This window comes from Xanthomonas sp. 3307, assembly GCF_014199735.1.
Lineage (GTDB): Bacteria > Pseudomonadota > Gammaproteobacteria > Xanthomonadales > Xanthomonadaceae > Xanthomonas_A > Xanthomonas_A rydalmerensis.
In genome coordinates this window covers 1-26,144 of sequence record NZ_JACHOG010000013.1, presented here as the reverse complement: position 1 = coordinate 26,144, position 26,144 = coordinate 1, and the positions used below count along the sequence as shown (strand labels likewise).

23 protein-coding genes are annotated in these 26,144 nt (G+C 69.5%); 13 read left to right on the top strand and 10 right to left on the bottom strand.

The genetic code is table 11. The features are described 5' to 3' along the window. From GGR64_RS20090 to GGR64_RS20080, 3 genes are all read left to right on the top strand, one after another. Entirely contained in the window at positions 1-1,164 is a 1,164-nt protein-coding gene (locus tag GGR64_RS20090; RefSeq protein WP_184447404.1) for a COX15/CtaA family protein, read from the top strand. Further along, positions 1,161-2,054: a heme o synthase gene (gene cyoE, locus GGR64_RS20085; protein ID WP_160968808.1), complete on the top strand. Its 894-nt coding sequence runs from the start codon at positions 1,161-1,163 to the stop codon at positions 2,052-2,054. Before GGR64_RS20090 ends, cyoE begins: the two co-directional genes overlap by 4 nt. Before the next feature lie 88 nt (positions 2,055-2,142). Continuing rightward, positions 2,143-3,879, top strand: coding sequence for a PAS domain-containing methyl-accepting chemotaxis protein (locus GGR64_RS20080; protein WP_184648058.1), 1,737 nt, complete (start codon positions 2,143-2,145; stop codon positions 3,877-3,879). A gap of 188 nt (positions 3,880-4,067) precedes the next feature. On the opposite strand, the gene GGR64_RS20075 is transcribed toward GGR64_RS20080, so the two are convergent. Both GGR64_RS20075 and GGR64_RS20070 read right to left on the bottom strand, forming a co-directional pair. Next, positions 4,068-5,663: a thioredoxin family protein gene (locus GGR64_RS20075; protein ID WP_184648056.1), complete on the bottom strand. Its 1,596-nt coding sequence runs from the start codon at positions 5,661-5,663 to the stop codon at positions 4,068-4,070. A gap of 203 nt (positions 5,664-5,866) precedes the next feature. After that, positions 5,867-6,862 carry a bile acid:sodium symporter family protein gene (locus tag GGR64_RS20070; protein WP_184447401.1) on the bottom strand — a complete coding sequence of 332 codons (996 nt, stop codon included), beginning with the start codon at positions 6,860-6,862 and terminating at the stop codon, positions 5,867-5,869. Between the two features lie 238 nt (positions 6,863-7,100). On the opposite strand from GGR64_RS20070, the gene GGR64_RS20065 reads away from it, so the two are divergent. Continuing rightward, positions 7,101-8,249 (top strand): hypothetical protein, encoded by a 1,149-nt coding sequence (locus GGR64_RS20065; RefSeq protein ID WP_160968800.1) that lies wholly within the window; start codon positions 7,101-7,103, stop codon positions 8,247-8,249. A gap of 142 nt (positions 8,250-8,391) precedes the next feature. On the opposite strand, the gene dnaG is transcribed toward GGR64_RS20065, so the two are convergent. The 4 genes from dnaG to rpsU all read right to left on the bottom strand — a co-directional run bounded on the left by dnaG (position 8,392) and on the right by rpsU (position 12,170). After that, positions 8,392-10,134 carry a DNA primase gene (gene dnaG, locus GGR64_RS20060; RefSeq protein ID WP_184648054.1) on the bottom strand — a complete coding sequence of 581 codons (1,743 nt, stop codon included), beginning with the start codon at positions 10,132-10,134 and terminating at the stop codon, positions 8,392-8,394. A gap of 69 nt (positions 10,135-10,203) precedes the next feature. Continuing rightward, positions 10,204-11,118 carry a YihY/virulence factor BrkB family protein gene (locus tag GGR64_RS20055; protein WP_160968796.1) on the bottom strand — a complete coding sequence of 305 codons (915 nt, stop codon included), beginning with the start codon at positions 11,116-11,118 and terminating at the stop codon, positions 10,204-10,206. Positions 11,119-11,259: 141 nt separating this feature from the next. After that, positions 11,260-11,706, bottom strand: coding sequence for a GatB/YqeY domain-containing protein (locus GGR64_RS20050; RefSeq protein WP_160968795.1), 447 nt, complete (start codon positions 11,704-11,706; stop codon positions 11,260-11,262). Positions 11,707-11,954: 248 nt separating this feature from the next. Continuing rightward, on the bottom strand, positions 11,955-12,170 hold the full coding sequence (gene rpsU, locus GGR64_RS20045) for a 30S ribosomal protein S21 (RefSeq protein ID WP_003465342.1): 216 nt from the start codon (positions 12,168-12,170) through the stop codon (positions 11,955-11,957). A 122-nt stretch (positions 12,171-12,292) separates the two neighbouring features. Between rpsU and tsaD the strand changes: the two genes are divergently transcribed. From tsaD to GGR64_RS20010, 7 genes are all read left to right on the top strand, one after another. Further along, on the top strand, positions 12,293-13,354 hold the full coding sequence (gene tsaD / locus GGR64_RS20040; protein ID WP_184648052.1) for a tRNA (adenosine(37)-N6)-threonylcarbamoyltransferase complex transferase subunit TsaD: 1,062 nt from the start codon (positions 12,293-12,295) through the stop codon (positions 13,352-13,354). A 110-nt stretch (positions 13,355-13,464) separates the two neighbouring features. Beyond that, a complete protein-coding gene (folB, locus tag GGR64_RS20035; RefSeq protein WP_160968792.1) occupies positions 13,465-13,818 on the top strand; it encodes a dihydroneopterin aldolase in 354 nt (117 codons plus the stop codon). Positions 13,819-13,931: 113 nt separating this feature from the next. Continuing rightward, positions 13,932-15,134, top strand: a complete 1,203-nt coding sequence (locus GGR64_RS20030; RefSeq protein ID WP_255421596.1) for a mechanosensitive ion channel domain-containing protein — start codon at positions 13,932-13,934, stop codon at positions 15,132-15,134. A 79-nt stretch (positions 15,135-15,213) separates the two neighbouring features. Then, positions 15,214-16,662: a circularly permuted type 2 ATP-grasp protein gene (locus GGR64_RS20025; protein WP_184447397.1), complete on the top strand. Its 1,449-nt coding sequence runs from the start codon at positions 15,214-15,216 to the stop codon at positions 16,660-16,662. Continuing rightward, positions 16,662-17,603, top strand: a complete 942-nt coding sequence (locus GGR64_RS20020) for an alpha-E domain-containing protein (protein ID WP_160968786.1) — start codon at positions 16,662-16,664, stop codon at positions 17,601-17,603. Before GGR64_RS20025 ends, GGR64_RS20020 begins: the two co-directional genes overlap by 1 nt. A gap of 256 nt (positions 17,604-17,859) precedes the next feature. After that, positions 17,860-20,034, top strand: a complete 2,175-nt coding sequence (locus GGR64_RS20015; protein WP_184648050.1) for a glycoside hydrolase family 3 N-terminal domain-containing protein — start codon at positions 17,860-17,862, stop codon at positions 20,032-20,034. Between the two features lie 185 nt (positions 20,035-20,219). Beyond that, complete coding sequence (locus GGR64_RS20010) at positions 20,220-21,365, top strand: PQQ-dependent sugar dehydrogenase (RefSeq protein ID WP_184648048.1); 1,146 nt, start codon at positions 20,220-20,222, stop codon at positions 21,363-21,365. A gap of 580 nt (positions 21,366-21,945) precedes the next feature. On the opposite strand, the gene GGR64_RS20005 is transcribed toward GGR64_RS20010, so the two are convergent. After that, positions 21,946-22,254: a hypothetical protein gene (locus GGR64_RS20005; protein ID WP_184648046.1), complete on the bottom strand. Its 309-nt coding sequence runs from the start codon at positions 22,252-22,254 to the stop codon at positions 21,946-21,948. 168 nt (positions 22,255-22,422) lie between these two features. Between GGR64_RS20005 and GGR64_RS20000 the strand changes: the two genes are divergently transcribed. Continuing rightward, complete coding sequence (locus GGR64_RS20000; protein ID WP_184648044.1) at positions 22,423-22,926, top strand: hypothetical protein; 504 nt, start codon at positions 22,423-22,425, stop codon at positions 22,924-22,926. Between the two features lie 130 nt (positions 22,927-23,056). Here the strand turns inward: GGR64_RS20000 and GGR64_RS19995 are convergent, their stop codons facing one another. The 3 genes from GGR64_RS19995 to GGR64_RS19985 all read right to left on the bottom strand — a co-directional run bounded on the left by GGR64_RS19995 (position 23,057) and on the right by GGR64_RS19985 (position 25,752). Further along, positions 23,057-23,554, bottom strand: coding sequence for a hypothetical protein (locus tag GGR64_RS19995; protein ID WP_184447392.1), 498 nt, complete (start codon positions 23,552-23,554; stop codon positions 23,057-23,059). Positions 23,555-23,641: 87 nt separating this feature from the next. Continuing rightward, positions 23,642-24,937 carry an APC family permease gene (locus GGR64_RS19990; protein ID WP_184648042.1) on the bottom strand — a complete coding sequence of 432 codons (1,296 nt, stop codon included), beginning with the start codon at positions 24,935-24,937 and terminating at the stop codon, positions 23,642-23,644. Continuing rightward, complete coding sequence (locus GGR64_RS19985; RefSeq protein WP_184648040.1) at positions 24,934-25,752, bottom strand: L,D-transpeptidase family protein; 819 nt, start codon at positions 25,750-25,752, stop codon at positions 24,934-24,936. Before GGR64_RS19985 ends, GGR64_RS19990 begins: the two co-directional genes overlap by 4 nt. Positions 25,753-25,937: 185 nt before the next feature. Here GGR64_RS19985 and GGR64_RS20745 point away from each other — a divergent pair. Beyond that, positions 25,938-26,144: hypothetical protein (locus GGR64_RS20745; protein ID WP_221236307.1), on the top strand; the 207-nt coding region annotated here is incomplete at its 3' end.

The window sequence follows — 26,144 nt, the reverse complement described above, 5'->3', positions numbered from 1 at the left end:
ATGACCTTGTTCGCGCGCCCGGCGCTGTTCCGGCATTTCCACCGCATGGCCTGGCTGGCGGCGCTGTTCACCGCCAGCACCATCATGTTCGGTTCGTTCGTGCGCCTGTCCGATGCGGGCATGAGCTGCCCCGATTGGCCGACCTGCTACGGGCGCATCACCTGGCCGCAGACCAGCGCCGAAGCCGACACCCACGCCGCCAGCAAGATCCGGCCGCTGGAGACGCACAAGGCCTGGCGCGAGCAGATCCACCGTTTCCTGGCCGGCGCGCTGGGCGTGGAGGTGCTGGTGCTGTCGCTGCTGGCGGCACGGCGGCGCCGGCTCGGCATCGCCCAGATCGTCACGGCCGCGGCGCTGGTGGCGCTGTCGATCCCGCTGTACATGTCCGGCTGGCCGGGGCTGGCGATGCTGGCGGCGGTCGGCGGCGAGGCGATTCTGCTGCTGGCGGCGCTGCGCTGGTCCAACGACGATCTGGCCCGCGCGGCGGTGCTGACCCTGTCGGTGGTGATCTTCCAGGCCTTGCTGGGCATGTGGACGGTGACCCTGCTGCTCAAGCCGATCGTGGTGATGGGACACCTGCTGGGCGGCCTGCTGATGTTCTCGCTGCTGGTGTGGATGGCCTGGCGCGCCACCCACCTGCCGATCACCCTGGCCGATGCGCCGCGGCTGAAGTGGCTGCTGCGCCTGGGCGTGGCGGTGCTGGTGCTGCAGATCGCGCTGGGCGGCTGGGTCAGCGCCAACTACGCGGCGCTGGCCTGCGGCGGCGGCAGCTGGTCGGCCGACAACTTCCCGCGTTGCGTCAGCCAGTGGTGGCCGCCGCACGATTTCCGCGAGGGCTTCACCCTGTGGCGCGGCATCGGCGTGGACTACGAAGGCGGCGTGCTCGACGGCGCGGCGCGCATCGCCATCCAGATGGCGCACCGGATGATGGCGATGGTGGTGGCGGCCTATCTGCTGTGGCTGAGCTGGCGCCTGAGCCGCACGCCGGGCATGCGCGGCTGGGCCGCGGCGCTGGCGTTGCTGCTGGTCGCGCAGGTGTGCCTGGGTATCCTCAACGTCAAGCTGGCGCTGCCCCTGCCGGTAGCGGTGCTGCACAACGCCGGCGCGGTGGCGTTGCTGTTCGTGCTGGTGTCGCTGCTGGCGCGATTGCGGGCGCCGCAATGAGCGCGCACCGCGTCCACTGGCGCGACTACTGGGACCTGACCAAGCCCAAGGTGGTGGCGCTGATCGTGTTCACCGCCCTGGTCGGCATGTGCCTGGCGATCCCGGGGTTGCCGACCTGGGCGCAGGTGCGCACCGGTCTGCTCGGCTTCTTCGGCATCTGGCTGGCGGCTTCGGCGGCGGCGGCGATCAACCAGCTCCTGGACGCGCGCATCGACGCGCAGATGGCGCGCACCTCCTGGCGTCCGCTGGTGGTGGGCAAGGTGCTGCCGTGGCAGGTGCTGCTGTTCGCCACCCTGCTCACCGCGCTGTCGATGACCGTGCTGGTGGTGTGGGTCAACCTGATCACCGCGGTGCTGACCTTCGCCTCGCTGATCGGCTATGCGGTGATCTACACCGTGTTCCTCAAGCGCACCACGCCGCAGAACATCGTCATCGGCGGCCTGGCCGGCGCGGCGCCGCCGCTGCTGGGCTGGGCCGCGATCACCGGCATGCAGGGCCAGTGGGACTGGGCCTACGCTTCGCTGCTGGTGCTGATCATCTTCGTGTGGACGCCGCCGCACTTCTGGGCGCTGGCGATCTTCCGCCGCGCCGACTACGCCAAGGCGTCGATCCCGATGCTCCCGGTCACCCACGGCGTGGCCCATACCCGCCGGCAGATCCTGGTGTACACGGTGCTGTTGGTGGTGGTGACGCTGCTGCCGGTGGCGGTGGGCATGAGCGGGGTGTTCTACCTCGGCGGCACTCTGGTGCTGGACGCGGTGTTCCTCTGGTACGCCTGGCGCATGCTCGACCCGCCGGACGAGATGTTCTCGATGCGCATGTTCGGCTATTCCATCGTGTACCTGATGGCGCTGTTCGCGTTCCTGCTGGTCGATCACTGGATCGCCTGAACCGCGCGTTCAGTTCTCCGCTCAAGTGTTGCCGCTCGCGGTCGTTACCGAGCGATTGACCAGAATCGGCAAAGCCGCGGAGACGTGTATGTGGGGCAAGAGCAAGCAACAGGCGGCCAAGCTACAGGCATTGAGTGAGCGCTTGCGCGAGGCCGAGGCCGAGCGTGACCGCGCGCGGGCGCAGGCCGATCGCGCCGGCACCGATCTGGACGCTCTGCGTGGTCGTTTCGATCTGGTCACCTCCGCGACCACCGACGGCCTGTGGGAGATGAGCGTGATCGCCGGCGATCCGATCAACCCGGCCAACGAATTCTGGTGGTCGTCGCAGTTCCGCGCGATGCTGGGTTTCTCCTCCGAGCTCGACTTCCCCAACGTGCTCGACAGCTGGGCCTCGCGCCTGCACCCGGAGGACAAGCAGGCCACGCTGGACGCGTTCGCCGTGCATTTGGCCGACCGCAGCGGCAAGACCCCGTACGACGTGGAGTACCGGCTGCAGCTGAAGAACGGCCAGTACCGCTGGTTCCGCGCGCTCGGCACCACCCAGCGCGACGCCCAGGGCTCGCCGCTGCGGGTGGCCGGCGCGCTCACCGACATCACCGAGCGGCGCGAGCGCGAGGCGTTCCTGGACGTGGTCCTGACCCGCTTCGAACTGGGCGCGGACATGCTCAACGACGGCCTGTGGGACATGAGCGTGATCGCCGGCGATCCGATCAATCCGTCCAACGAGTTCTGGTGGTCGGCGCAGTTCCGTTCGCTGCTGGGCTTCGCTTCCGAGGCCGAGTTCCCCAACGTGCTCGACAGCTGGTCTTCGCGCCTGCACCCGGAGGACGCGCAGTTCGCGCTCAACGCCTTCGCCGCGCACCTCAACGACCGCACCGGCCGCACCGGCTTCGACATCGAGTACCGGCTGCGCATGAAGAACGGCGAATACCGCTGGTTCCGCGCGCGCGGCCTGACCAAGCGCGCCGCCGACGGCACCCCGCTGCGCGCGGTCGGCGCCTTGCTGGACATCCATGCCGCGCGCCAGCTCGGCGAGGCCGCGCATACCCTGCAGACGGCGGCAGCGGAAATGGTCGACGACAACAGCGACCTGGCCCGGCGCACCGAGCAGCAGGCCGCGGCGCTGGAAGAGGCCGCCAGTTCGATGGAAGAGATCACCGGCACCGTGCAGCGCAACGTCGAGCACGTCGGCCACGCCAACCGTCTGGTCGATGGCGCCACCGATGTCGCCCAGCGCGGTGGCGACGTGGTGCGCGACGTGGTCCAGACCATGGCCGGCATCGAGAGCGCGTCGCGCAAGATCGCCGACATCATCAGCGTCATCGACGGCATCGCCTTCCAGACCAACATCCTCGCCCTGAACGCGGCGGTGGAAGCGGCGCGCGCCGGCGAGCAGGGCCGCGGCTTCGCCGTGGTCGCCACCGAAGTGCGCAGCCTTGCCCAGCGCTGTGCCGATGCGGCCAAGGAAGTGCGTGGCCTGATCGCCGGTTCCAGCGAGCAGGTCGATCGCGGTTCGGCGCTGGTCGCGCGCGCCGGCGCCACGATGGAAGAACTGCTCGGCTCGGTGCGCGAGGTGCAGCGCATCATGACCGACATCGCCGGGGCCAGCCGCGAACAGAGCGCCGGTATCGGCCAGGTCAACCAGATCGTCGTGCAGATGGACACCGCCACGCAGCAGAACGCGGCACTGGTCGAAAAGATGGCCGAGGCCGCGCGCGCGCTGGAAGGGCAGGCGCAAGGCCTGAATGCGCATACCAGCAGTGGCCGCCGCGCCGGCAACCAGGGCGCCGGTCACGCGGTGGCGCCGGCACGCGTCGCGGCTTGATCGGGAGCCGCTGAGCGTACGGCGCGTGGTTGCGCGCCGCTGCGCGCGGCATGCAATTCGTCGTGCGGCGCGGGCAATCGCGCCGTGGCGACGCGGTGGACCGGAATGCATGAGGGGGCGGCAGTGCAGGCGCCGGCGTTGCCGATGGCGCGTTGCACTGCGCGTCGCGCGTGACGCGCCTTATGTCTTCATCCCAGCCAATGCTGGCAACTGTCGCGCGCCTGGCTGCCGCAGCTTTGCTGCATCCTGTGCTGCAGCCGCGCGAGCACCGCGCTGCCGTCGTGGCCCTTGCTCCAGGCCTGCAGGGTCTTGGCCAGGGTGTCGAAGCGCTGCCGGGTGCGCTGGTGATAGCCGTCGGGCTGGCCGGCGAGTTCCCCAACGACCTGTCCGGCGGCCGCCTCGATCGCGGCCGCATTGTCCGGCTGCAGCCGGATCAGCCCATCGACGTAGAGCACGCCCCATTGCACGCGGGTGGCAGGGCCTTCGGCGCTCTCGTAGGCCTTCTTCAGCCAGAACAGCGCCGTTTGCTTGTCGCCGCGCGCCTCGGCCAGGCTGGCCAGTTCCGGCATGTAGTAGTACGGGGTCTTGCTGCGCTGGAGTTCGGCCAACAGCAGTTGTTCGGCGCCGGCGCTGTCGCCGGCGGCGTCGAGCAACGCGGCGGCGCTGCTGATCGTGGACTGGCGTTCGTAGTCGGTCTTGGCGGCCTGCTCGGCCCATTGCACGCGCTGTTGCACCTTGGCGACCACCGCCGGCGGCAGCGGCGGATGCGGCGGATGCGGGCCATCGCCGGCCTCGGCCGGCTGGCCTTGCGCCAAGCGCGCCAGGGCGATGTCCGCGGCGGCGGTGTCCAGGCGGTCGCTGATCGGCAGGCTGCTGTCGGCGTAGACCTGGTCCAGTGCACGGGTCAGCGCACTCGACAGCGCGCTGCGTTCGGCGGCGTCGCCGGCCGCGGCCTGCACCAGGTCGCGCGCCGCATAGGTAAGCGTGCTGCGGTTGGCGCGCACCTCGGCCGGATCGGCCAGCACCGCCCGCAGCAGGTCGCGATCGGCGGCGCGGTGCTTGGCGTCCACGCTGGCGGCCTTGGCCGGATCCTGCGCGGCCAGCGCGAGCAATGCGAAACGGCGTTGCAGGGCCGGCTGTGGTGCCGCTGCGGCCAGACGCGTGAGCACGTCGGCCGCCTGCCCCGGCTTGACCAACTGCGCCGCATCCACTGCCCAGCCGTATTCGCCGAGCAGGGTCCAGTCGTCGGCGCTGAGCGTGGCCGGCGCCTTCAGCGCCTGCTGCAGCAACTGCGCCGAGGTGGCGGTGCGGGTCGCGGCCACGCGCAGGGCCTCGGCCAGGCGCACGGTGTCGCTGTCGCCGGCCAGGCGGGTGATCTCGCTGCGGTCCGGGCGCAACACGATGATGGTCGGATAGCCCTTGATGCCGAAGCGTTCGCCCCAGGCCTGCGCACCCTCCGAATCGCCGTCCAGGTGCACCGCGACGAAGGCGCGGGTGCGGGCGATGAACGCCGGGTCCTTGAACAGCGTGGCCTTGAGCCGATTGCAGGGTGGGCACCAGGCGGCGCCCCAGTACAGCAGCACCGGTTTGTTGTGTTCGCGCGCTTCGGCGAAGGCATCGTCGACGTCGCCCTCGCGCCAGGCGATGCCGGCGCTGTCGGCGGCAGGCGCCGGTGTGGTGGCCTTGGGCGCAGCAGGCGCGGGCGGTTTCTGGCAGGCGCCCAGCGCCAGCAGCGTGGCCAGGCTGGCGGAAATCGTCGCGCAACGGCGAAACATGCGGCTCATGGGGGCACCGGATGGGAAGGGAGCACGGCACCGGCCGTGCCGGCCGTCCACTGTACGCAGCCCCTGCCGCGTTTGCACATGCCGGCTGCGCATCTGCATATGCCGCCATGCGCGGTGTTGCCGCGGCGGAGAGGTGGCTCGCCCGCGGTCGGCGCGCTGCGCGGCCATGGCCTCCGCACCGCCCGGCTGCTGTCCGCAGTTGGCTAGTGCTGCGCTTCCGCTTCCGCCTTGGCCGCGCGCGCGTAGCGTTGCGCGATCACCGCGCAGACGATCAGCTGGATCTGGTGGTAGATCATCACCGGCAGCACGATCGCGCCGAGGCTGCCGCTGGCGAACAGCACCTTGGCCATCGGCACGCCGGTGGCCAAGCTCTTCTTGGAGCCGCAGAACACGATCGGGATCTCGTCCTCGCGCGAAAAGCCCAGGCGCCGCGCGCCGAAGGTGATCAACGTCATCGCCAGCGCCAGCAGCACCGCGCCGACCACGGCGACGCCGAGCAGTGCCGGCAGCGGCGTCTTGTGCCAGAGGCCTTCGACCACCGCCGCGCTGAACGCGGTGTACACCACCAGCAGGATGGTGCTCTGGTCGGTGTAGCGCAGCACCGCGCGGCGACGCTCGACCCAGCCGCCGATCCAGCGCTGCAGCAGGTGGCCGGCGACGAACGGCACCAGCAGTTGCAACATGATCTTGCCCATCGCCTCCAGCGGATTGGCAATGGCGCTCTGTGCGTCGCTCAGCACGCCCATCAGCAGCGGCGTCAGGAACACCCCGAGCAGGCTCGACAGCGAGGCGCTGCACACCGCCGCCGGCACGTTGCCGCCGGCCATCGAGGTGAAGGCGATCGACGACTGCACCGTGGACGGCAGCGTGCACAGGAACAGCACGCCGATGTACAGGTCCGGAGTCAGCAGCCAGTGCGACAGCGGCTTGAACAGCAGGCCCAGCAGCGGGAACAGGATGAAGGTGGCGGCGAAGATGGTCAGGTGCAGGCGCCAGTGCAGCGCGCCGGCGACGATGGCCTCACGCGACAGCCGTGCGCCATGCAGGAAGAACAGCGCGGCGATCGCCAGATCGGTGACCACGTCCATCACCGACGCCGCGCGTCCCTGCACCGGCAGCAGCGAGGCGAGCAGCACCGTGCACAGCAGCGCCAGGGTGAACGGTTCGATGCGCAGGCGCGCGAGCCAGGACTTGATCATGGGGGGAGTCGAGCGGCGGGAATGTGCATTTTAGGAAGCATGGCGCCCGCACGCGAATCCCGACGCACCGCGTAGACAACTCGCAGACATGTTGCGGTGCCGGCGGCTTTGGTCGAATGCGCGTATCGGCAGCTTGCTAGATTGCCTTCGCCCGACCGGTTGGGGGAGCGCATCGGGCACGCTGCGCGTTGCACATGCGCCAGCGCCTCCCGCTTCTCCAGGGATCAGGAGCACGCACATGCAATACGATCAGTATCAGACCGTTTTCGCGCTTTCGACGCTGGCCAATTGGGTCAGCACGCAGACCGGCACCGCGCAAGCACTGCAGGCCGAGTATCAGAAGGTCCTGGTTGCGACGCTGGCCTCGCCGCCTGCACAGGCGGCGATCGGTACCTGGGAATTGGTGTGGGGGCCGCAGGTCTGGCAGGGGGAGAAGTCCGATCGCTCGGACAATGCCATGTTCGTGGCCAAGGCGAGCAATGTGGGCGACTTGGCCGGGGACGTGTATGTCGTGGCGATCGCCGCGACCAATCCGCTTTCTTCCTACGACTGGATGATGGAGGACTTCGATGTCGCCAGCGTAGTCGACTTCGCGACTTACGATCCCACTGCGAGTACGCCGCCGGCGCAACTGCTGAATCCGACGGAAAAAAGCACGGTCATCTCGATGGGCACGGCGCTGGGCGTCTGGCATCTGCTCAACATGGTGAGTCCGCCTTCCGGCGTGTCGCCGGGCGCCACGCTGGACGCGTATCTGAAAAAGGTGGCGAGCAGTGGCGCAAGCGTGATTTTCGCCGGGCATAGCCTGGGCGGCGCACTGTCGCCGACCATGGCCACTTGGTTCAAGAGCACCCATCGGCTGGACGCCTGCAAGGCGGTGTACTGCTATCCCACTGCGGGCGCAACGCCGGGCAATGCCGCCTTTGCGGGGCTGTGCAAATCGACGCTGCCGCCAACCACCGGCAACACCTATCAAGTGTGGAATCGCGATCTGTGGAATTCGTACGACGTGGTGCCGCACGCCTGGAACACGACGATGTTGGAGCAGATCAAGACGATCTACGACAACAAGTCGTTCGTGACGATCGATCTTGCCGTGGACAACGCGAAAAGAAAGTCGCTCTCTTCCGGTATCGCTTACACCCAGATCGTCAACCAGCAGCTTATCGGCACGTTGGCAGGCATCCCGACCAGCGCCTTTCAATTCCTGGAGCAAGCGAAAAACCAGCATACGACCGCGTATTCCGCATTGATCGCGAATCGCCTCATCCCGGTGGTGCCGCCAGCGCATGAGCGGCAAACGGCAGACTTGGACGCAGATGCGGAGCTGTACGCCCTGCTGACGCGGCTCGACGCGGATGTGCGCGCGTCGACGGCGCAGTCCTAGGCACCGCACCGCACCGCGCAGGGCAAGCAACGCAAAGGCGTGCTGCATGCTTGGAGGATGATGGCGATCGCCAGGTGCGATCGCCATCGTCGACGGAGGCCCGGCAGCACCCGGACGGGGGTACACGGGTCCCCCGCCGGACTCAGCGCAACGACGCGAGCACTTTGAGCAGTTCGCGCTGTTCGTATTTGTCGGTCTCGTCCAGTCCCTGCGCGCGCTGCTTGGCGGTCAGTTCCTCCAGGCGCTGCTGCAATGTCTGCTTTTCCAACTGCACGACCACATCGTGCAGCTCCTGGCGCCAGCTGGCGGTCTCGCCGGCGATCTCCTGCACCGCCAGCTTCTGCAGCGCGGCCAGTTCCTCGCGTTCGTGGAAGTGTTCGAGCAGCGCGCCGGTGGTGATTTCCGGACGCGCATGCACGATCTGCAGCAGTTCGATCATCAGCTCGATGCCGGGCAGGCGCAGGCCGGCGAACGGGTAGGGCGGCGGCAGGTCCAGCGCCAGCGACGGCGCCTGCAGCAGGCGCACGATCGCCTCGCGGACCAGGCTGCGCTTGTGCGCCGGGCGCGGCGCGCGCGGCGGCGGCCTGCTTGCCGCGGCCGTGGCGGCCGCCGGTGCGGCGGCGCCGATGCCGGTGAGTTCGGCCAGGCGCTGGCGCATCAGATCGCCGAAGGCGCCGTCGGGAATCTGCGCCAGCATCGGCCGCGCGCGTTCGGCCAGGCGTGCCTTGCCGTCGAGCGTGCCGAGGTTGATCTCGCGGGAGAGCTCGTCGAAGAAGAACTGCGACAGCGGCGTGGCCTGGACCAGCCGCGCGTCGAAGGCCGCGGCGCCTTCCTTGCGCACGATGGTGTCCGGGTCCTCGCCGTCGGGCAGGAACAGGAAGAACGCCTGGCGCCCGTCCTTCATCCGCGGCAGCACCGATTCCAGCGCCTTCCAGCCGGCGCGGCGCCCGGCGGCGTCGCCGTCGAAGCAGAAGAACACGTCCGGCGCATTGCGGAACAACAGTTCGGCGTGGTCCGGCGTGGTTGCGGTGCCCAGCGTCGCCACCGCCTGGGTGACGCCGAACTGGAACAGCGAGACCACGTCCATGTAGCCCTCGACCACGATCAGCCGCTCGATCTTCTGGTTGGCCTGGCGTACCTGCCACAGGCCGTACAGTTCGCGGCCCTTGTGGAACAGCGCGGTCTCCGGCGAGTTCAGGTACTTGGGACCGTCGTCCTTGTCGAGCACGCGGCCGCCGAAGGCGATGACCCGGCCGCGACGATCGAAGATCGGGAATATCACCCGGTCGCGGAACTTGTCGTAGACGTGGCCGCGGTCGTTCTTGGAGAGCAGCCCGGCGCGGTCCAGCAGCTTGAGCCGGCGCTCGTCAGTGCCCAGCGCGTCCTTGAGCGCGCTGTAGCCGTCCGGGGCGTAGCCGATCTGGAAGCGCGCGCGGTTCTCGGCGTCCACGCCGCGGCCGTCCAGGTAGGCGCGCGCCTTCTCGCTGCCGTCGAGCTGGCGCTGGAAGAACTTGGCCGCCGCTTCCAGCGCCGAGTACAGGTCGCGGTGGTCGTCGCCGGCGGCCTGGGCGGCGCCGCGCTGCTGGGCGTCGCGCGGGATTTCCATGCCGGCGCGCTTGGCCAGTTCGTCGACCGCGTCGAGGAATTCGAGGCGGTCGTAATTCATCAGGAAGCTGATCGCGGTGCCGTGCGCGCCGCAGCCGAAGCAGTGGTAGAACTGCTTGGTCGGCGACACCGTGAACGAGGCCGAGCGCTCGTCGTGGAACGGGCAGCGCGCCGCGTATTCCTTGCCCTGGCGCTTCAGCGGCACGCGCGTGCCGACCACCTCGACGATGTCGGTGCGGGCGAGCAGGTCGTCGATGAATGCGTCGGGGATGCGGGCCATCCGCATAGGATGCCACGCGCGTGCGCCGTCACGCTGGGCGAGCGGCCTGCGCGGTTCAGCGCCGTGCGATCAGGGCGTCGGTGGCGCCTGCGCGGCGCTGCGCGGGTCGATCCCGGCGGCGGTGAGCTTGCTGTGCGAGCGCAGGCGCTCGTCGATCACCGCGGTGATCAGCGCGCCGACGAAGAACACCACGGTGGCGTAGTAGATCCACACCAGCAGGATCACCAGCGCGCCCATCGAACCGTAGGCGCTGCCCGGCGCGGCGGTGGCGATGTACAGGCCGATCGCGTAGCGCCCGGCCACGAACAGGCAGGCGGTGATGGCGCCGCCGATGACCGCCTGGCGCCATTGCACACGGCGGTCGGGCAGGTAGTGGTAGAGCACGGCGAAGGCCAACACGTAGATCGCCAGGGTCGAGATGTAGCCGACCGCCGGCAGCAGCGACGGCATCCGCGCGAACACCACCTGCAGCACGGTGGTCAGGATCATCGAGATCAGCAGCAGGAAGCCCAGGCCCAGCACCACGCCGAAGGAGAACACGCGCTTCTTCAGCCAGGCCAGGATGCCGTCCAGGCGCTGCTTGTCGGTGCGGAAGATCAGGTTCAGCGCATTCTGCAGCTGCGCGAACACCGCGGTGGCGCCGACGAACAGCAGCAGGGTGCTCCACAGGCCCGCCAGCGAGCCGACGTTGGGCTGGTTCTTGGCGTTGTCGATCACCGTCTGCGCGACTTCGCGCGCGCCGTGGCCGGCGAGTTGCCCGATCTGCGCGATCAGCGCTTCCTGCGCCTGCGGATACAGCGAGGCAGTGAGCCACAGCAGCAGCACCAGCAGCGGCGCCAGCGACAGTAGCGCGTAGAACGACAGCGACGCCGCCTGGGTCATCACGTCGATCTCGACGAAGCGCCGCACCAGCGCGGCCGGCAGGCTCTGCTGCAGGCGGTCGAGATGTTTGTGCAGGCGATCGGACGACAGGGGCAGGGACATGGGCGCGGGACCTTCGGCGCGCGGCGTCGCAACGCCAGTCCCGCACTGCGCGCTGAAAGAGTGCGCGGGCTTGCCGGGCGTTGTAGCAGCCCGGCGTCGAAAGGCGGGTGAAACCCGCCGTCCGCGAGTCCGGCAGTCCGGTCAGCCTGCCAGTTGCTGCTTGACCAGCACCGACACCTGGCCCATGTCGGCCTTGCCGGCCAACATCGGCTTGAGCACGCCCATCAGCTTGCCCATGTCGGCCGGGCTGGCGGCGCCGGTCTGCGCGATGGCCGCCTGGATCGCGGCGACGATCTCGGCTTCGCCCATCTTGCTCGGCAGGTAGCGCTCGATCACCACGATCTCCTCGCGCTCCACCTTGGCCAGGTCGTCGCGGCCGGCGGCCTCGTACTGGCTCACCGAGTCCTTGCGCTGCTTGACCATCTTGTCCATCACCGCGATCACCGCGGCGTCGTCCATCTCCACGCGCTCGTCCACTTCCTTCTGCTTGATCGCGGCGTTGATCAGCCGGATCACGCCCAGGCTGTGCTTGTCGCCGGACTTCATCGCGGCCTTCATGTCGTCGGTGAGCTGCTGCTTGAGGGTCATGAGGGGCTCCACAGGGATAGAGAAAAGGGGAAGGGCATTCTAGGCAGGCGCGCTGGCGCGGGCCGTGTGGCCGAGGCGGCATACGGGCGCCGAGGGAACAGGTGCGCGACCGGGATCCCGCGCAGGGCGGAGCGCCTGGTCAAAACCGCAGACGCACAAAAAGCCGGCGACGCTTGCGCGTGCCGGCTTCGTGGGCTTACCGTAGCGGATGCCGAAACCGGCACACCCGCTACCGCAGGCCGCGATCCTCAGTACAGACGCTGGCGCTTGGTGACGTCGCGCGAGGTGCGACGCAGCTGGCGCTTCACCGCGGCAGCGGCCTTGCGCTTGCGTTCCTGGGTCGGCTTTTCGTAGAACTCGCGCTTGCGGGTTTCGGCCAGCACGCCGGCCTTTTCGCAGGTGCGCTTGAAGCGACGGAGCGCAAACTCGAAGGGCTCGTTCTCGCGGACTTTAACGCTGGGCATGGAATCTCCGGGACACAATGGTGACCGGGTCACGCCCGGCGAGCCGCACATTATAGCGACAGTTTTCGCGGCTGCAAGCACCCCGTTTGGCCTGCCGCCGATTCGGCCGCACAATGCAGCGTATGAACGTTCTCGGCATCGAATCCAGTTGCGACGAAACCGGCGTCGCCGTCTACGACACCACCCGCTCCGGGGCGGCCGCGCTGCGCGCGCACGCACTGTATAGCCAGATCGCGCTGCACGCCGAGTACGGCGGGGTGGTGCCGGAGCTGGCCAGCCGCGACCACGTGCGCAAGCTGCTGCCGCTGATCCGCCAGACCCTGGCCGAGGCCGGCCTGCAGGTGCGCGACCTGGACGGGGTGGCCTACACCGCCGGCCCGGGCCTGGTCGGCGCGCTGCTGGTCGGTGCCGGCGTGGCGCGGGCCCTGGCCTGGGCGCTGGAGGTGCCGGCGATCGGCGTGCACCACATGGAAGGCCACCTGCTGGCGCCGCTGATGGAGGATCCGGACCCGGTGCACGGGGTGCCGGCGCCGCCGTTCGTGGCGCTGCTGGTGTCCGGCGGCCACACCCAGTTGATCGCGGTGGAGGCCATCGGCCGCTACCGCCTGCTCGGCGAGACCCTGGACGATGCGGCCGGCGAGGCCTTCGACAAGACCGCCAAGCTGATGGGCCTGCCGTATCCGGGCGGCCCGCAACTGGCGGCGCTGGCTACCCAGGGCACCCCGGGACGGTTCCGCTTCGCCCGGCCGATGACCGACCGGCCCGGCCTGGACTTCAGCTTCTCCGGGCTCAAGACCCAGGTGCTGCTGGCCTGGCGCGACAGCGACCAGTCCGAGGCGGTGCGCGCCGACATCGCCCGCGGTTTCGAGGATGCGGTGGTGGACACGCTGGCGATCAAGTGCGAGCGCGCGCTGGAGGCGGCCGGCAGCGACACCATCGTGGTGGCCGGCGGCGTCGGCGCCAATCTGCGCCTGCGCGCCAAGCTGCAGGCGATGGCGCAGGCGCGCGGCGGCCGCGCCTGCTTCCCGCGCCCGGCGCTGTGCACCGACAACGGCGCGATGATCGCCTTCGCCGGCGCCCTGCGCCTGCAGGCCGGGCTGCACGACGCCGCATCCGCGGTGCAGGTGACGCCGCGCTGGGACATGGCCACGCTGCCGCCGTTGGCGGCGGCGCGGGATTCGTGATTCGGGATTGGGGATTCGTAACGCGGCTCCGCTCCTGCCTCTGCTTTTGCTTTGCTTTCGCCTTTCGCTCTTACCATTCCCCAATCCCCATTCCCCAATCCCGGCTCCTCATGGATAAAGTCTTCATCGAAGGTCTGGAAATCGACGCGCTGATCGGCATCTACGATTGGGAGCGGCGGATCCGGCAGACGCTGCGCTTCGATCTGGAAATGGGCTTCGACAACCGCAAGCCCGCGGCCAGCGACGACATCGCCGATACGCTCAACTACAAGGCGGTGAGCAAGCGCCTGGTGCAACTGGTCGAGCAGTCCGGCTACGGCCTGGTCGAGACCCTGGCCGAGCGTTGCGCGGCGGCGGTGCTGGACGAGTTCGACGTGCAGTGGCTGCGGCTGAAGCTGAGCAAGCCGGGCGCGGTGCGCGGGGCGCAGGCGGTGGGGGTCATCATCGAGCGCAGCCGCGCATGAGGGTGCAGGCGTTGCCGCCGTTCGCCAGCGCCGCGCCGACGGCGGCGCCCGGCGCGAACTTCTTCGCCCACCTGCAGCACACGCTGGCGCCGTACCCCTGGGCCTACGACGCGATGGTGATCGCGGCGCTGCTGCTGGCGGCGTGGCTGGCCAACTGGGTGACCAAACGGATCCTGCTGCGCGGGCTGCGGCGGGCGTTGCGCGCCACCGTGCTCAGCGACAAGGAAGTGAAGCTGAGCGTGATCCCGCGCCTGGCCAACGTGATCCCGGCATTGGTGCTGTCGCTGGGCATCGGCGCGGTGCCGCACCTGCCGGCGGTGATGGTCAGCGTGGTGCGCAACGTCTGCGCCGCCTTCATCGTGCTGACCGTGGCGCTGGCGGTGTCGCGCATGCTGGATCTGCTCAACCACGTCTACGAGCGGCGCCCGGATGCGCACAACAAGCCGATCAAGGGCTACATGCAGTTGCTCAAGATCGTGCTCGGCGTGGTCGCGGCGGTACTGATGGTGTCGGTGCTGGTCGACAAGTCGCCGGTGATCCTGCTGTCGGGCGTGGGCGCGATGATGGCGGTGCTGATCCTGGTGTTCCAGGACACCCTGCTGTCGCTGGTGGCCAGCGTCACCATCAGTTCCAACGACATGGTCCGTGTCGGTGACTGGATCGAGATGCCGCAGCAGAACGCCGACGGCGACGTGATCGATATCGCGCTGCATACGGTCAAGGTCCAGAACTGGGACAAGACCATCACCACCATCCCGACCAAGAAGCTGATCAGCGACTCGTTCAAGAACTGGCGCGGGATGAGCGAGTCCGGTGGGCGCCGGATCAAGCGCGCGCTGTACCTGGACCAGCACAGCGTGCGCTTCCTCGACGCCGCCGAGATCGAGCAGATGCGGCAGTTGACCGTGCTGCGCGAGTACATCGACCGCAAGCGCGACGAGATCGGCGCCTGGAACGGGGCGCTGGCCGAGCGTGGGGTGGCGCCGATCAACGGCCGCCGGATCACCAACCTCGGCACCTTCCGCGCCTACGTCGAGCACTACCTGCGCGCCAGCCCGCACGTGCGCCAGGACATGACCCTGCTGGTGCGGCAACTGGAGCCCGGCGCCAACGGCCTGCCGCTGGAGCTGTACTGCTTCGCCAACGACACCCGCTGGGCGATGTACGAGCAGATCCAGGCGGACCTGTTCGATCACCTGCTGGCGATCCTGCCCAACTTCGACCTGCGCGTGTTCCAGGCCTCCAGCGACGCCATGTTCATGGACAGCGCACGCATCCGCCGCGCCCCGGACGCCGTGCCGCCGCCGTCCGCTTGACGGCCGTCACGTCTGCGGGCATGTTGCGGGACAACATGCCGGCGCTTCTCGCCGCCGGCCCGCAGCAACAAGGGGCGCGATGGACTGGAGCAAGTACCGCACGGCCACCTTCGACGAGCTGATCCAGTCCGGTGGGCGGCCACGTCCGGCTGCGCGCCGGGTCATCGAGTACCTGTCCAGCCTCAGTGGACGCGAATTGTCCGAGCGCCAGCTCGCCGCCGACGTCGCCGCGCGGGTCATGGGCATCACCTTCACCGTCTACTCCGACGGCCGCAACGTCGACCGCACGCTGCCGTTCGACCTGATCCCGCGGGTGATCCCGCTGCACGAATGGCAGCGCACCGAGGCCGGGCTGAAGCAGCGCATGCGCGCGCTCAACCTGTTCATCGGCGACATCTACGGCGCCCAGCGCATCGTCAAGGACAAGGTGTTCCCGGCGATGCTGCTGGAGCACTCGGTGAACTTCCGCCCGCAGTGCGTGGGCATCACGCCGGCGCTGGGGGTGTGGGCGCACGTGTGCGGCTCGGACCTGGTGCGCGACGCCGACGGCACCCTGTACGCGCTGGAGGACAACCTGCGCATCCCCAGCGGCGTGTCGTACATGCTCGAGAACCGCATGGTCGCCAAGCGGGTGTTCCCGGAACTGTTCGAGACCAGCGCGATCCTGCCGGTGGACGACTACCCGGCGCAGCTGTACGACACCCTGGCGGCGCTGTCGCCGCGTCCGGGCGACCAGCCGGTGATCGCGCTGCTGACTCCGGGCATCTTCAACAGCGCCTATTTCGAACACGCCTACCTGGCGCAGGCGATGGGCATCGAGCTGGTCGAGGGCGACGACCTGTTCGTGGCCGACGACGATTGCACCTACATGCGCACCGTGTACGGGCCGCGCCGGGTCGACGTGATCTACCGCCGGGTCGACGACCTGTTCCTGGATCCGGAGGCGTTCCGCGCCGACTCGGTGCTGGGCGTGGCCGGGCTGATCCGCAGCTGGCGCGCCGGCAAGGTGGCGCTGGCCAATGCGCCGGGCGCCGGCGTGGCCGACGACAAGGTGGTGTTCGCCTATGTGCCGAAGATGATCCGCTACTACCTGGACGAGGAGCCGATCCTGCCCAACGTGCCCAGCTACCTGTGCCATGACGACAAGGACCGCCAGTACGTGCTCGAGCATCTGGACGAGCTGGTGGTGAAGCCGGCCAACGAGTCCGGCGGCTACGGCATGCTGATCGGCCCGCGCTCGACCACGCGCCAGCGCGAGCAGTTCCGCAAGCTGATCCTGGCCGACCCGCGCAACTACATGGCGCAGCCGACCCTGGGCCTGTCCACCGCGCCGATCGTGACCGACGCCGGGCCGGCGCCGCGGCACCTGGACCTGCGCCCGTTCATCCTGTCCCGCGACGACGTCTACGTCACCACCGGCGGGCTGACCCGGGTGGCGATGGAGGAGGGCTCGCTGGTGGTCAATTCCTCGCAGGGCGGCGGCGCCAAGGACACCTGGGTGGTGGACCTGGACGAGGAACTGGACTGATGCTCTCGCGCGTTGCCGACAACCTCTACTGGTTCAGCCGCTACGTGCGCCGCGCCGAGACCACCGCGCGGCTGGTCGGCGTGGGCAGCCTGCTGCAGCTGGACCTGCCGCGCTCGGTGCGCTTCGCCTGGCGGCCGATGATCGACACGGTCGGCGCCGGCGAGATTTTCGCGCTGTGGTTCCCCAACGCCGGCGACGATGTCGGCGACGCCGACGTGGTGCGCTTCCTGCTGCTGGACGAACGCAATCCGTCCTCGCTGCGCACCTCGGTGCAGCACGCGCGCGAACTGCTGCGCGGCATCCGCGACACCCTGCCGCAGGAGATCTGGGAGGCGGTCAACGACCTGCATCTGTATATCGATGCCAACGGCGAGCGCAGCGTCGGCCGCCGTTACCGCATGGAGTTCCTGGGCCACGTCACCGACGCCTGCCTGAAGGTGTCCGGGCTGCTGACCGCCAACGTCAGCCGCGACATCGGCTTCCAGTTCCTGCGCCTGGGCACGGCGATCGAGCAGGCCGACATGACCACGCGCATCATCGATGCCGGCGCCTCGGGCCTGATCACCCCGCGCAAGGCGGACGATCGCGAGGCCTACCAGGCGATGCAGTGGATGAGCGTGCTGCGCGCGCAGGCCGCCTACCAGATGTACCGCCGGCACGTGCGGCAGCGCGTCACCGGCGAGCAGGCGCTGCGTTTCCTGCTGCAGAACAACGACTTCCCGCGCAGCGTGCAGTTCTGCCTGGTCCGCGCCCAGCACATCCTGCCGACCATGCCGCCGCGGCCGCCGGTGGAGCGCGCGCTGATGCGCATCAGCGGGCTGGTGCGCAACGCCGACCCCGCCTACCTGGCGCAGCACAATCCGGCCGGGTTCATGGACGAGATCCAGACCCACCTCGGCCACCTGCACAACGCCATCGCCGAGGCTTACTTCAGCTCCTGAGGCGCCCCGGGGGCGCCGCCGGGCCTGAGGCCGGCGGCCCGGCGTGGCCCTTGCCAGCCGGGGCCTTTCTATGCCTAGCCCACCATCGCCTTCCCCTAGGCGGTGCACGTGCGTAGGCGTATGGTACGCGGCGGCCGCGCCGGACCCGGCCGGTAGACAGTTTTATGAATAGGCGATTCCTGTGCCGGAACTTGCCCCATCGACTGGCCGCAGAGCTAGAATTGGCGGCTATGTAAACGTTTTCTCAAAGGACCCCATGGCTTCGGATCGTATCGAATCGCTCATCGCCCGCATGACCGTCGAGGAGAAGGTCGGCCAACTCGGCGTTTTCGCCGACATGGTGCGCCCGTTCGCCCCCGACGTGAATCCGGAAGCCAATGTCCGCAATGCCGACGAGGTGCTGCAGCAGGTGCGGTCCGGTCTGGTCGGCTCGCTGTTCAATGGCGGCGGCGCCGAGTCCGGCCGCATGATCCAGCGCGCAGCGCTGGAGAGCCGTATGGGCATTCCCGTGATCCTGGCCGCGGACGTGATCCACGGCATGCGCACGGTGTTCCCGATCCCGCTGGGCGAGTCCGCCAGCTTCGAGCCGGACCTGGCCGAGCGCACCGCGCGCGCCACCGCGATCGAGGCCACCGCCGCCGGCATCCACTGGACCTACGCGCCGGCGGTGGATATCGCCCGCGACCAGCGTTGGGGGCGCGGTGCCGAGGGCGCCGGCGAGGATGTGGTGCTGGGCTGCGCCTTTGCCGCCGCACGGGTGCGCGGCTTCCACGGGCCGGACCTGCGCGCCGACGATGCGCTGCTGGCCACGCCCAAGCACTTCGCGGCCTACGGCGCGGTCGCCGCCGGCATGGAATACGCCAGCGTCGACATCTCCCCGCAGACCCTGCGCGACGTGCACCTGCCGCCGTTCAAGGCCGCCTTCGAGGCTGGCGCGCTGAGCGTGATGACCTCCTTCAACGACATCAACGGCGTGCCGGCCAGCGCCAACCACGAACTGCTGACCGAGATCCTGCGCGGCGAATGGAAGTTCCGCGGGGTGGTGGTCTCGGACTACACCGCCGACATGGAGCTGATCGCGCACGGCTATGCCGCCGACGAGCGCGACGCGACCAAGAAGGCGTTCCTGGCCGGCATGGACATGAGCATGCAGAGCGGCTTCTACGCCGCGCACCTGCCGTCGCTGGTCGAGGACGGCGAGGTGCCGATGGCGCTGCTGGATGCGTCGGTGCGCCGCGTGCTGGAACTGAAGGAGGCGATCGGCCTGCTCGACGATCCGTACCGCTCGCTGGACCCGGCGCGCGAGGCCGACCAGTCGCATATCGCCGCGCACGATGCGCTGGCGCGCGACGCGGCGCGGCGTTCGATCGTGCTGCTGAAGAACGACGGCCCGGTGCTGCCGCTGCGCAAGCAGGGGCAGAAGATCGCGCTGATCGGCCCGTTCGTGCAGGACCGCGACAACATCGAGGGCTGCTGGACCCTGTTCGGCGACAAGAGCCGCTACGTGACCCTGGAAGCCGGCGTGCGCGCCGCGCTGGACGACGCGCAGGCGTTGACCGTGGTGCCCGGCTGCGCGCTGGAAGCGCCGCTGGACGGCGGCATCGAGGCGGCCGTTGCCGCCGCGCGCGCCGCCGACGTGGTGGTGCTGGCGCTGGGCGAGCCGCAGCGCTACAGCGGCGAGGCGCAGTCGCGCACGCAGATCGTGCTGCCGCCGGCGCAGCAGGCGCTGGCCGAGGCGGTGGCCGCCACCGGCACGCCGCTGGTGGTGCTGCTGCGCAACGGCCGCGCGCTGGCGCTGCAGGGCGCGGTGCGCGATGCAGCGGCGATCGCGGTGACCTGGTACCTGGGCACGCAGACCGGTCCGGCGGTGGCCGACGTGCTGTTCGGCGACTACAACCCGTCCGCGCGCCTGCCGGTGAGTTTCCCGCTCGACGGTGGGCAGCAGCCGTACTTCTACAACCACCCGCGCACCGGCCGGCCGGAACTGCCGACGATGAGCGAGTTCAAGTCGCGCTGGCGCGAGGTGCCGAACGCGCCGCTGTATCCGTTCGGCCATGGCATCGGCTATACGCAGTTCGCCTACGGCGCGCCGCAGCTCGACCGCACCCAGGTCGGCTGGGACGATACCCTGACCGTGACCACCCGCATCGACAACGTCGGTGAGCGCGAGGGCGAGGAAGTGGTGCAGCTGTACATCCACGACCGTGTCGCCAGCCGGGTGCGCCCGGTGCGCGAGCTGAAGGCGTTCCGCAAGGTGCGGCTGGCGGCCGGCGAGGGCATGGAGGTCAGCTTCACTCTCGACCGCCATGCGCTGGCCTTCACCGGCCGCGACGGGCAGTGCGCGGCCGAGCCGGGCCTGTTCGACCTGTGGGTGTGCGCGTCGGCGGCCAGCGGCGAGCCGGTCGCGTTCGAACTGCTGCCGCAGGCCTGAGCGCCGCGGCGCGGCAGTGCGGCAAGGCCTGCCGCCGCCGCGTCGATGGACGTGAATACGCGACGTGTCTACCGGACCCGTCGCCGTGACGTGACCGCGGCCACGCCCTGGCCGCGGCATGCTTGCCGTGCACGCGGCGTCTGCTAGGTTCGGGATTCGACACTCCCAACCGATAGGTGCACGTCATGCAACGTACTCCCCTGGGTTTGGCTTGCGCGCTGGCCACGGGCCTGGCGATCTCGGCGGCACACGCCGCACCCGCCGACAAAGCGGCCGAGCGGCGCGGCGACTGGCCGTTCTCGGCGACACCGGTCGCTACTTTCAACGAACCGTGGGCGATGAGCTTCCTGCCCGACGGCACCGCCTTGGTCAGCGAGAAGGGCGGCACGCTCAAGCGCATCGACCCGGCCAGCGGCCACACTGGCACGATCAGCGGCGTCCCGGCGGTGGCCTATGGCGGCCAGGGCGGCCTGGGCGATGTGCTGCCGCATCCGGGCTTCGCCAAGAACGGCTGGGTCTACCTGAGCTACGCCGAACCCGGCAGCGGCGACACCCGCGGCGCGGCGGTGATGCGCGCCAAGCTGACGTTGGACACCAGCGGCGGCGGCACCCTGTCGCAGCAGCAGGTGATCTGGCGGCAGCAGCCCAAGGTGTCCGGCAACGGCCACTTCGGCCACCGGCTGGCGTTCGGCCCCGACGGCAAGCTGTGGATCAGCTCCAGCGAGCGGCAGAAGTTCGATCCGGCGCAGGACATGAGCGGCAACCTGGGCAAGATCGTGCGCCTCAACGACGACGGCAGCGTGCCGGCCGACAACCCGTTCGCCAACCGCGGCGGCGTCGCCGCGCAGGTCTGGTCGCTCGGCCACCGCAATGTGCTCGGCCTGGCCTTCGACGCCAATGGCCGGTTGTGGGAGCACGAAATGGGTCCGGCTGGCGGCGACGAACTCAATCTGATCCAGCGCGGCGCCAACTACGGCTACCCGCTCGTGTCCAATGGCGACCATTACGACGGCCGCCCGATCCCCGATCACAGCACGCGCCCGGAATTCGCCGCGCCCAAGGTGAGTTGGACGCCGGTGATCTCGCCGGCCGGCTTCGTCATCTACAACGGCAGCCGCTTCCCGCAATGGCGCGGCAACGGCTTCATCGGCGGGCTGTCCTCGCAGTCGCTGGTCCGGATCGAGTTCAACGGCGAGACCGCACGCGAGGCGGCGCGCTACGACATGGGCCAGCGCATCCGCGAAGTGGAGCAGGGGCCGGATGGTGCGCTGTGGCTGCTCGAGGATGGCGCTGGTGGACGCTTGCTGAAGTTGCAGCCGCTGGAGAGTTGACGCACGCGCCAGGCAGCGGCGGTTGCGTCGCTGCCTGGCGAGGGCATTCGTGCGCGTTGACGATGGTGCGATCCCATGCGGTGTGGGTGGGCGTGCAACGTCACCCAGAAAGCAACACGGTTGTTCGATCTCTCGCAGGCAATGGTGCGGCCGACGGCCCTCTGTTCCGGCAGTCATTTACGAGAGACCGGATGCGCGAGTGCAACAAAAACGCGACGCCCAAAACGCGACGCCCATGCGTCGTAGGAGCGGCTTAGCCGCGACAGGTTTTCTCGGGAAGGCCTGTCGCGGCTAAAGCCGCTCCTGCAAGTTCTGATAATTGCGCGCCTGTGTTAGAGGACGCCCGCCTTTTTTTGCGGGCCACGTGCTCCTCGCCGCCGATGTGCTGACAAGCCGGAGCAACTCAAGCTAGGCCGCAATTCGTCGCCACATTCCCGGATGCTGGCATTGCATCCACGACAGCGTCGTAGGAGCGGCTTCAGTCGCGACGGTCTGATGGTCGATGCCACCTGCCGGTCGCAGCTGAAGCCGCTCCTACGCTGCTTTTCATGCGGTCATCGGATAACACGGAAAGCCGGCGTCATTCTCCGCTGCCAGCGCGCTCCCAGGCGCGCCGCACCGCGTGGCGGGCCTTGCTCCAGCTCAGCGTCTGCGAGCCCTTGTTCTGGTCCCAGTCGCGGTGCAGTTCCGCTTCCACCTGTTCGTAGGCGCGGTTGAAGTCGCGGATGCGCGCCTCGTGGCCGGCGTGGTAGGCGGGCTCGTAGTCTTCGAACCGCTCGCCTTCGCTGTAGTAGGGCTCGTCCGCGAAGCGATCGCGCCAATACTGCGAGACGGTACTGCGGTCCTCGTCGTTGGGCGCGCGCCCGGGAATCTGATACGGAACGCTCATCGTGGGTCTCCGTTGTGGTGAATGCGCTCCACGCTAGCCAGGCGGCCGTTAATCCGGTCCCTGCGCGGCGTGATCGCGATATGAAACATTCATACCTTCCGGCAGGCTGCGCCCGCGCGCCCGGTGGCTTACGATCCGCCGCCACCTCCCTCTCTTCCGGCACACCCCATGGCCGCCAACGGCATCGCCTTGTTGACCCCGTACCTGGCCACGGCCGGGGTCGGCTGGCTGTATTACCGGCGCATCCGCCGCTACTTCGGCCGCCAGCCCTGGCAGCCGCGGCGCACCGGTGTGCGGCTGGGGTTCCTGCTGCTGGTCGCGGCGCTGCTGACCTGGCTGGCCGCGCACTTGCCCGCCGTGCGCCTGGGCATGGCGCTGGGCGCGGTGGGCGGCGCCGCGCTGGGCGCCTTCGCCCTGCACCACACCCGCATCGAGCTGCAGGACGGCGCGCGCTGGTACACGCCCAATCCGTGGATCGGCGCCGCCCTGAGCGTGCTGTTGCTCGGGCGCCTGGCCTGGCGCTGGGCCAGCGGCGCGTTCTCCGGCGGCAGCGCGCAGACCCTGCAGAACGCCAGTCCGCTGACCATGAGCATCGCCGCGGCGCTGATCGCCTATGGGTTGGTCTACGCCGCCGGCCTGTTGGTGCGCATGCGGTCGCTACCGCCGGTCTGATGAGCGGCGCGCCCACCGATGACGACGCGATGGCAGTCTTCTCGCGGCGTTTAGGTCTCGCAGACCATCCAGCGCAACGACCTGTGCAGCATCGAGGTCTCGCGCAATGTACCCAGCCGCCGGCGTGGCCTCAGTGCGCGGCGGCCGCCGCCTCGTAGGGCAAGGCCGTGGTGCCGGCCGCCTGCAGCGGCGCGTCGGCGGCGTCCAACTGTTCCGGCTCGCCTTCGATCACCACCAGGATGCGGCCGGCCTCGATTTCCTCTTCGAAGTTGCGCCGCACCGGGTCCGGCACGGTGGACCCGACCAGGGCCGAGGACCAACTGCCGACCAGGGCGCCGGCGATCGCCATGACCCCGGCGCCGGCCAGGGTGATGCCCAGCGGCGGCACCGCGATCGCGGCCAACCCGGCCAGCAGCCCGGCTGCACCGCCGCCCAGCGCGCCGCGCGCGGCGGCCGGCACGGTGTCGGTCTTGCCTTCCTTGCGGTCGTCGGGGATGGCTTCCAGCTCGATGTCGCCGCGGGCGACCAGCGACAGGTCGTCGTTGTCGAGGCCGGCGCCGCGCGCGGCCTGCAGCGCACGGGTGGCGGTGGGCAGATCCGGAGCGCTGTAGACGCGGCGTCGTTTCATGGCGGTCGGCTCTTGCTGGTGGGCATCCAGCGTCCGGGCGCCGCGGTTATCCGCGTGTGACCTGCGCGCAAAGCGGCGTGAAGGCGTTCACGCCGCATCCTTGCGCGGGAATCGATAGAACAGCGCACCGACCAGCAGTGCCACGCCCGCGGCGGCCAGGTTCTGCCAGCTGGCGCTGAGCAGCAGCGCCAGCGCCAGCAACAGCGCCGCCAGCGGAATCAACCGCCCGCCCGGCAGGCGCAGCGCACCGGGCCGGTCACCATAGCGCCGCGCCAGCACCAGCACCGCCGCCGCTGTGCCGATGTAGGCGAACAGGCGGGTGACCATCGACAGCAGCGCCAATTGCACGAACGACCCGGACAGGGCCAGCGCCAGCGACAGCACGCCCTGCAGCAGGATCGCCGCGGCCGGCGTGCGGAAGCGCGGATGCACCCGCGCCAGGAACGCCGGGCCGTAGCCGTCCTTGGCCAGCGCGAACAGGAAGCGCGGCCCCAGCATCACCGTGTTGCTGGTGGTGCCGAGGATGGAGATGGTGGCGCCCACGGTGAGGATCAACGCCAACGCCTCGCCGCCGAAGCCGCTGGCGGCATCGGCCAGCGGCGTCGCCGACTGCGCCACGTTGGGCAGCGTGCCCTGCGCCACCACCTGCACCGCGGCATAGATCAGGGTGACGGTGACGATCATGGTGATCAGTGCGAACGGCACGTCGCGGCGCGGATTGCGGTACTCGCCGGCGGCGGCCGGGATGTTCTCGAACCCGGCGTAGGCGAACAGCAGCAACAAGGCTGCCTCGCCCAGGTTGCCGACATCGCGCGGGTCCGGAGTCTTGCCCGAGAACGCCCACGACCAGTCCACGTAGAACACGCCGATCGCCACGAACAGCAGCAGCGGCACCAGCTTGCCGATCACCAGCGCCACGCCGGTGCGCGCGGCCGATTTCACCCCGATCACGTTGATCGCGGTGAGCAGACCGAGCGAGCCGACCACGATGCCCAGGCGTGCGCCGCCACCGGCCGCGGCCGGCCAGAAGCGCACCACCGCATCGGCCAGGCCGTTGCTCAGCGCGGCCGCCGAACTGATCCGGGTCAGCCAGATCATCCAGCCGATCTCGAAGCCGGCGAAACGGCCGAAGGCCTCGCGCGCATACAGATAGCTGCCGCCGGGTTCGTCGAAGTAGCTGGCGGCCTGCGCGTAGCACAGCACCAGCAGCGCCACTGCCACGCCGGCCAGCAGCACCGCCCACAGGCTCAGCGGCCCGAGCAGGGCCGCGGTGGCCGCCGGCAGCAGATAGATGCCGCTGCCGATCACGTCGTTGATCGACAACCCCACGATCTGCCAACGGCTGACCGCACGCACCAGCCCGGGCGCGGGCGCCTGGCTCACGGTGCCGGCTCCACGGCCGGCAGTGCCCAGTCGGCCCGCAAGCGCTGGTAGGCACTGCGCGGCAGCAGCACGAACAGCGGGGCCGCGGACGGCTGCAGCCACGCCAGCAGCCGCTGCATGTCGGCCGGCTGCATCGCGGTGCAGCCGGCGGTGGGGGCGCCCGGGGCGCGCCACAGGTGGGCGAAGATGCAGCTGCCGGCGCCGGGCGTGGCTTGCGCGTTGTGCTGGATCACGAAGCCCTCGCGGTAGCGCTGATCGCCGTCGTGTTGCAGGTCCAGGCGCATGGGTTCGGTGGACCCGGCCACCGCGGCGTTACCGACCTTGTCGGCGTCGACGATGCGGTTGTACAGCGGCGAGTCCGGCACATCGATGCAGTAGTTGCTCTGCTGCATCGCCTGGTAGGGCATGGCGCTGTCGATACGCGGCGCGTAGCCGAAGGCCTCGCCGATGGTGAACACCCCGGCCGGGCTGCGGCCGTCGCCTTCGCGCTTCTGCGGACCGTCCGCTTGTGCCGGATGCAGGCCCAGGCCCCAGGCGCTGCCGTGGCGGCCGAGGCTCACGTCGAAGGCCTGCCCGTGCGCGTGCCACCCGTGCGCGTCGCGCTCGAATGCCTGCAGCCGCCCCTGCGGGCTGTCCCAGTCCGGCGCCAATACCAGGATCAGTTGCTGCGCGCGCTGCAAGGCGGGCACGGCGCCGTTGTCGGCGGCCACGCCCGGCGCGGCGATCAGGAGGCACAGCAGGGCCAGGCCGATGCGCCAGGCGCGGTGGCGGCCGGCGTGCAGTGGCGTGGCAGGGGACCGATGGCGCAGGGGCATGGGCATCTCCGGTGGCAGCATGGGCGGGTGGGCGCGCCATGGGTGAACGGTAGCGCAGTTACGAGGCGGATGGCGCGCGCTGGTGCCGCTCGCTTGCCGGCAATTCGGCCGATGTAGTGGATGGCGGGTGGTGTATGTGCTGGCGAAGTGTGGGCAGTGGTATCGGTGTTGTGTCGTGGGTGTCCATGCCGCACCAGGGCAAGCTGATCCATGCCGTTGCCGTTGCCGTTGCCGTTGCCGTTGCCGTTGCTGTTGCTGTTGCTGTGCTCATGCTTTTGCTGTGGCTTTGGCTTTTGACTTACCGGGTTCCCTTCCGAAGCGGCGGCCGGCCCGGGGAAAAACCCCGAAGGGGCGGCGCACAGGGACGTGCGCCGTTCGCGGCAGGGGCAGGA

Coding starts and splice junctions, on each gene's coding strand:
- GGR64_RS20020 (WP_160968786.1), top strand. CDS start 16,662: ATGCTCTCGCGCGTTGCCGACAACCTCTACTGGTTCAGCCGCTACGTG.
- GGR64_RS20055 (WP_160968796.1), bottom strand. CDS start 11,118: ATGTCCCTGCCCCTGTCGTCCGATCGCCTGCACAAACATCTCGACCGC.
- GGR64_RS20075 (WP_184648056.1), bottom strand. CDS start 5,663: ATGAGCCGCATGTTTCGCCGTTGCGCGACGATTTCCGCCAGCCTGGCC.
- GGR64_RS19995 (WP_184447392.1), bottom strand. CDS start 23,554: ATGAAACGACGCCGCGTCTACAGCGCTCCGGATCTGCCCACCGCCACC.
- GGR64_RS20070 (WP_184447401.1), bottom strand. CDS start 6,862: ATGATCAAGTCCTGGCTCGCGCGCCTGCGCATCGAACCGTTCACCCTG.
- GGR64_RS20065 (WP_160968800.1), top strand. CDS start 7,101: ATGCAATACGATCAGTATCAGACCGTTTTCGCGCTTTCGACGCTGGCC.
- GGR64_RS20000 (WP_184648044.1), top strand. CDS start 22,423: ATGGCCGCCAACGGCATCGCCTTGTTGACCCCGTACCTGGCCACGGCC.
- folB (WP_160968792.1), top strand. CDS start 13,465: ATGGATAAAGTCTTCATCGAAGGTCTGGAAATCGACGCGCTGATCGGC.
- GGR64_RS20015 (WP_184648050.1), top strand. CDS start 17,860: ATGGCTTCGGATCGTATCGAATCGCTCATCGCCCGCATGACCGTCGAG.
- GGR64_RS20050 (WP_160968795.1), bottom strand. CDS start 11,706: ATGACCCTCAAGCAGCAGCTCACCGACGACATGAAGGCCGCGATGAAG.
- GGR64_RS20010 (WP_184648048.1), top strand. CDS start 20,220: ATGCAACGTACTCCCCTGGGTTTGGCTTGCGCGCTGGCCACGGGCCTG.
- GGR64_RS20025 (WP_184447397.1), top strand. CDS start 15,214: ATGGACTGGAGCAAGTACCGCACGGCCACCTTCGACGAGCTGATCCAG.
- cyoE (WP_160968808.1), top strand. CDS start 1,161: ATGAGCGCGCACCGCGTCCACTGGCGCGACTACTGGGACCTGACCAAG.
- tsaD (WP_184648052.1), top strand. CDS start 12,293: ATGAACGTTCTCGGCATCGAATCCAGTTGCGACGAAACCGGCGTCGCC.
- GGR64_RS20090 (WP_184447404.1), top strand. CDS start 1: ATGACCTTGTTCGCGCGCCCGGCGCTGTTCCGGCATTTCCACCGCATG.
- GGR64_RS19985 (WP_184648040.1), bottom strand. CDS start 25,752: ATGCCCCTGCGCCATCGGTCCCCTGCCACGCCACTGCACGCCGGCCGC.
- GGR64_RS20080 (WP_184648058.1), top strand. CDS start 2,143: ATGTGGGGCAAGAGCAAGCAACAGGCGGCCAAGCTACAGGCATTGAGT.
- GGR64_RS20005 (WP_184648046.1), bottom strand. CDS start 22,254: ATGAGCGTTCCGTATCAGATTCCCGGGCGCGCGCCCAACGACGAGGAC.
- dnaG (WP_184648054.1), bottom strand. CDS start 10,134: ATGGCCCGCATCCCCGACGCATTCATCGACGACCTGCTCGCCCGCACC.
- GGR64_RS20030 (WP_255421596.1), top strand. CDS start 13,932: ATGGTGATCGCGGCGCTGCTGCTGGCGGCGTGGCTGGCCAACTGGGTG.
- rpsU (WP_003465342.1), bottom strand. CDS start 12,170: ATGCCCAGCGTTAAAGTCCGCGAGAACGAGCCCTTCGAGTTTGCGCTC.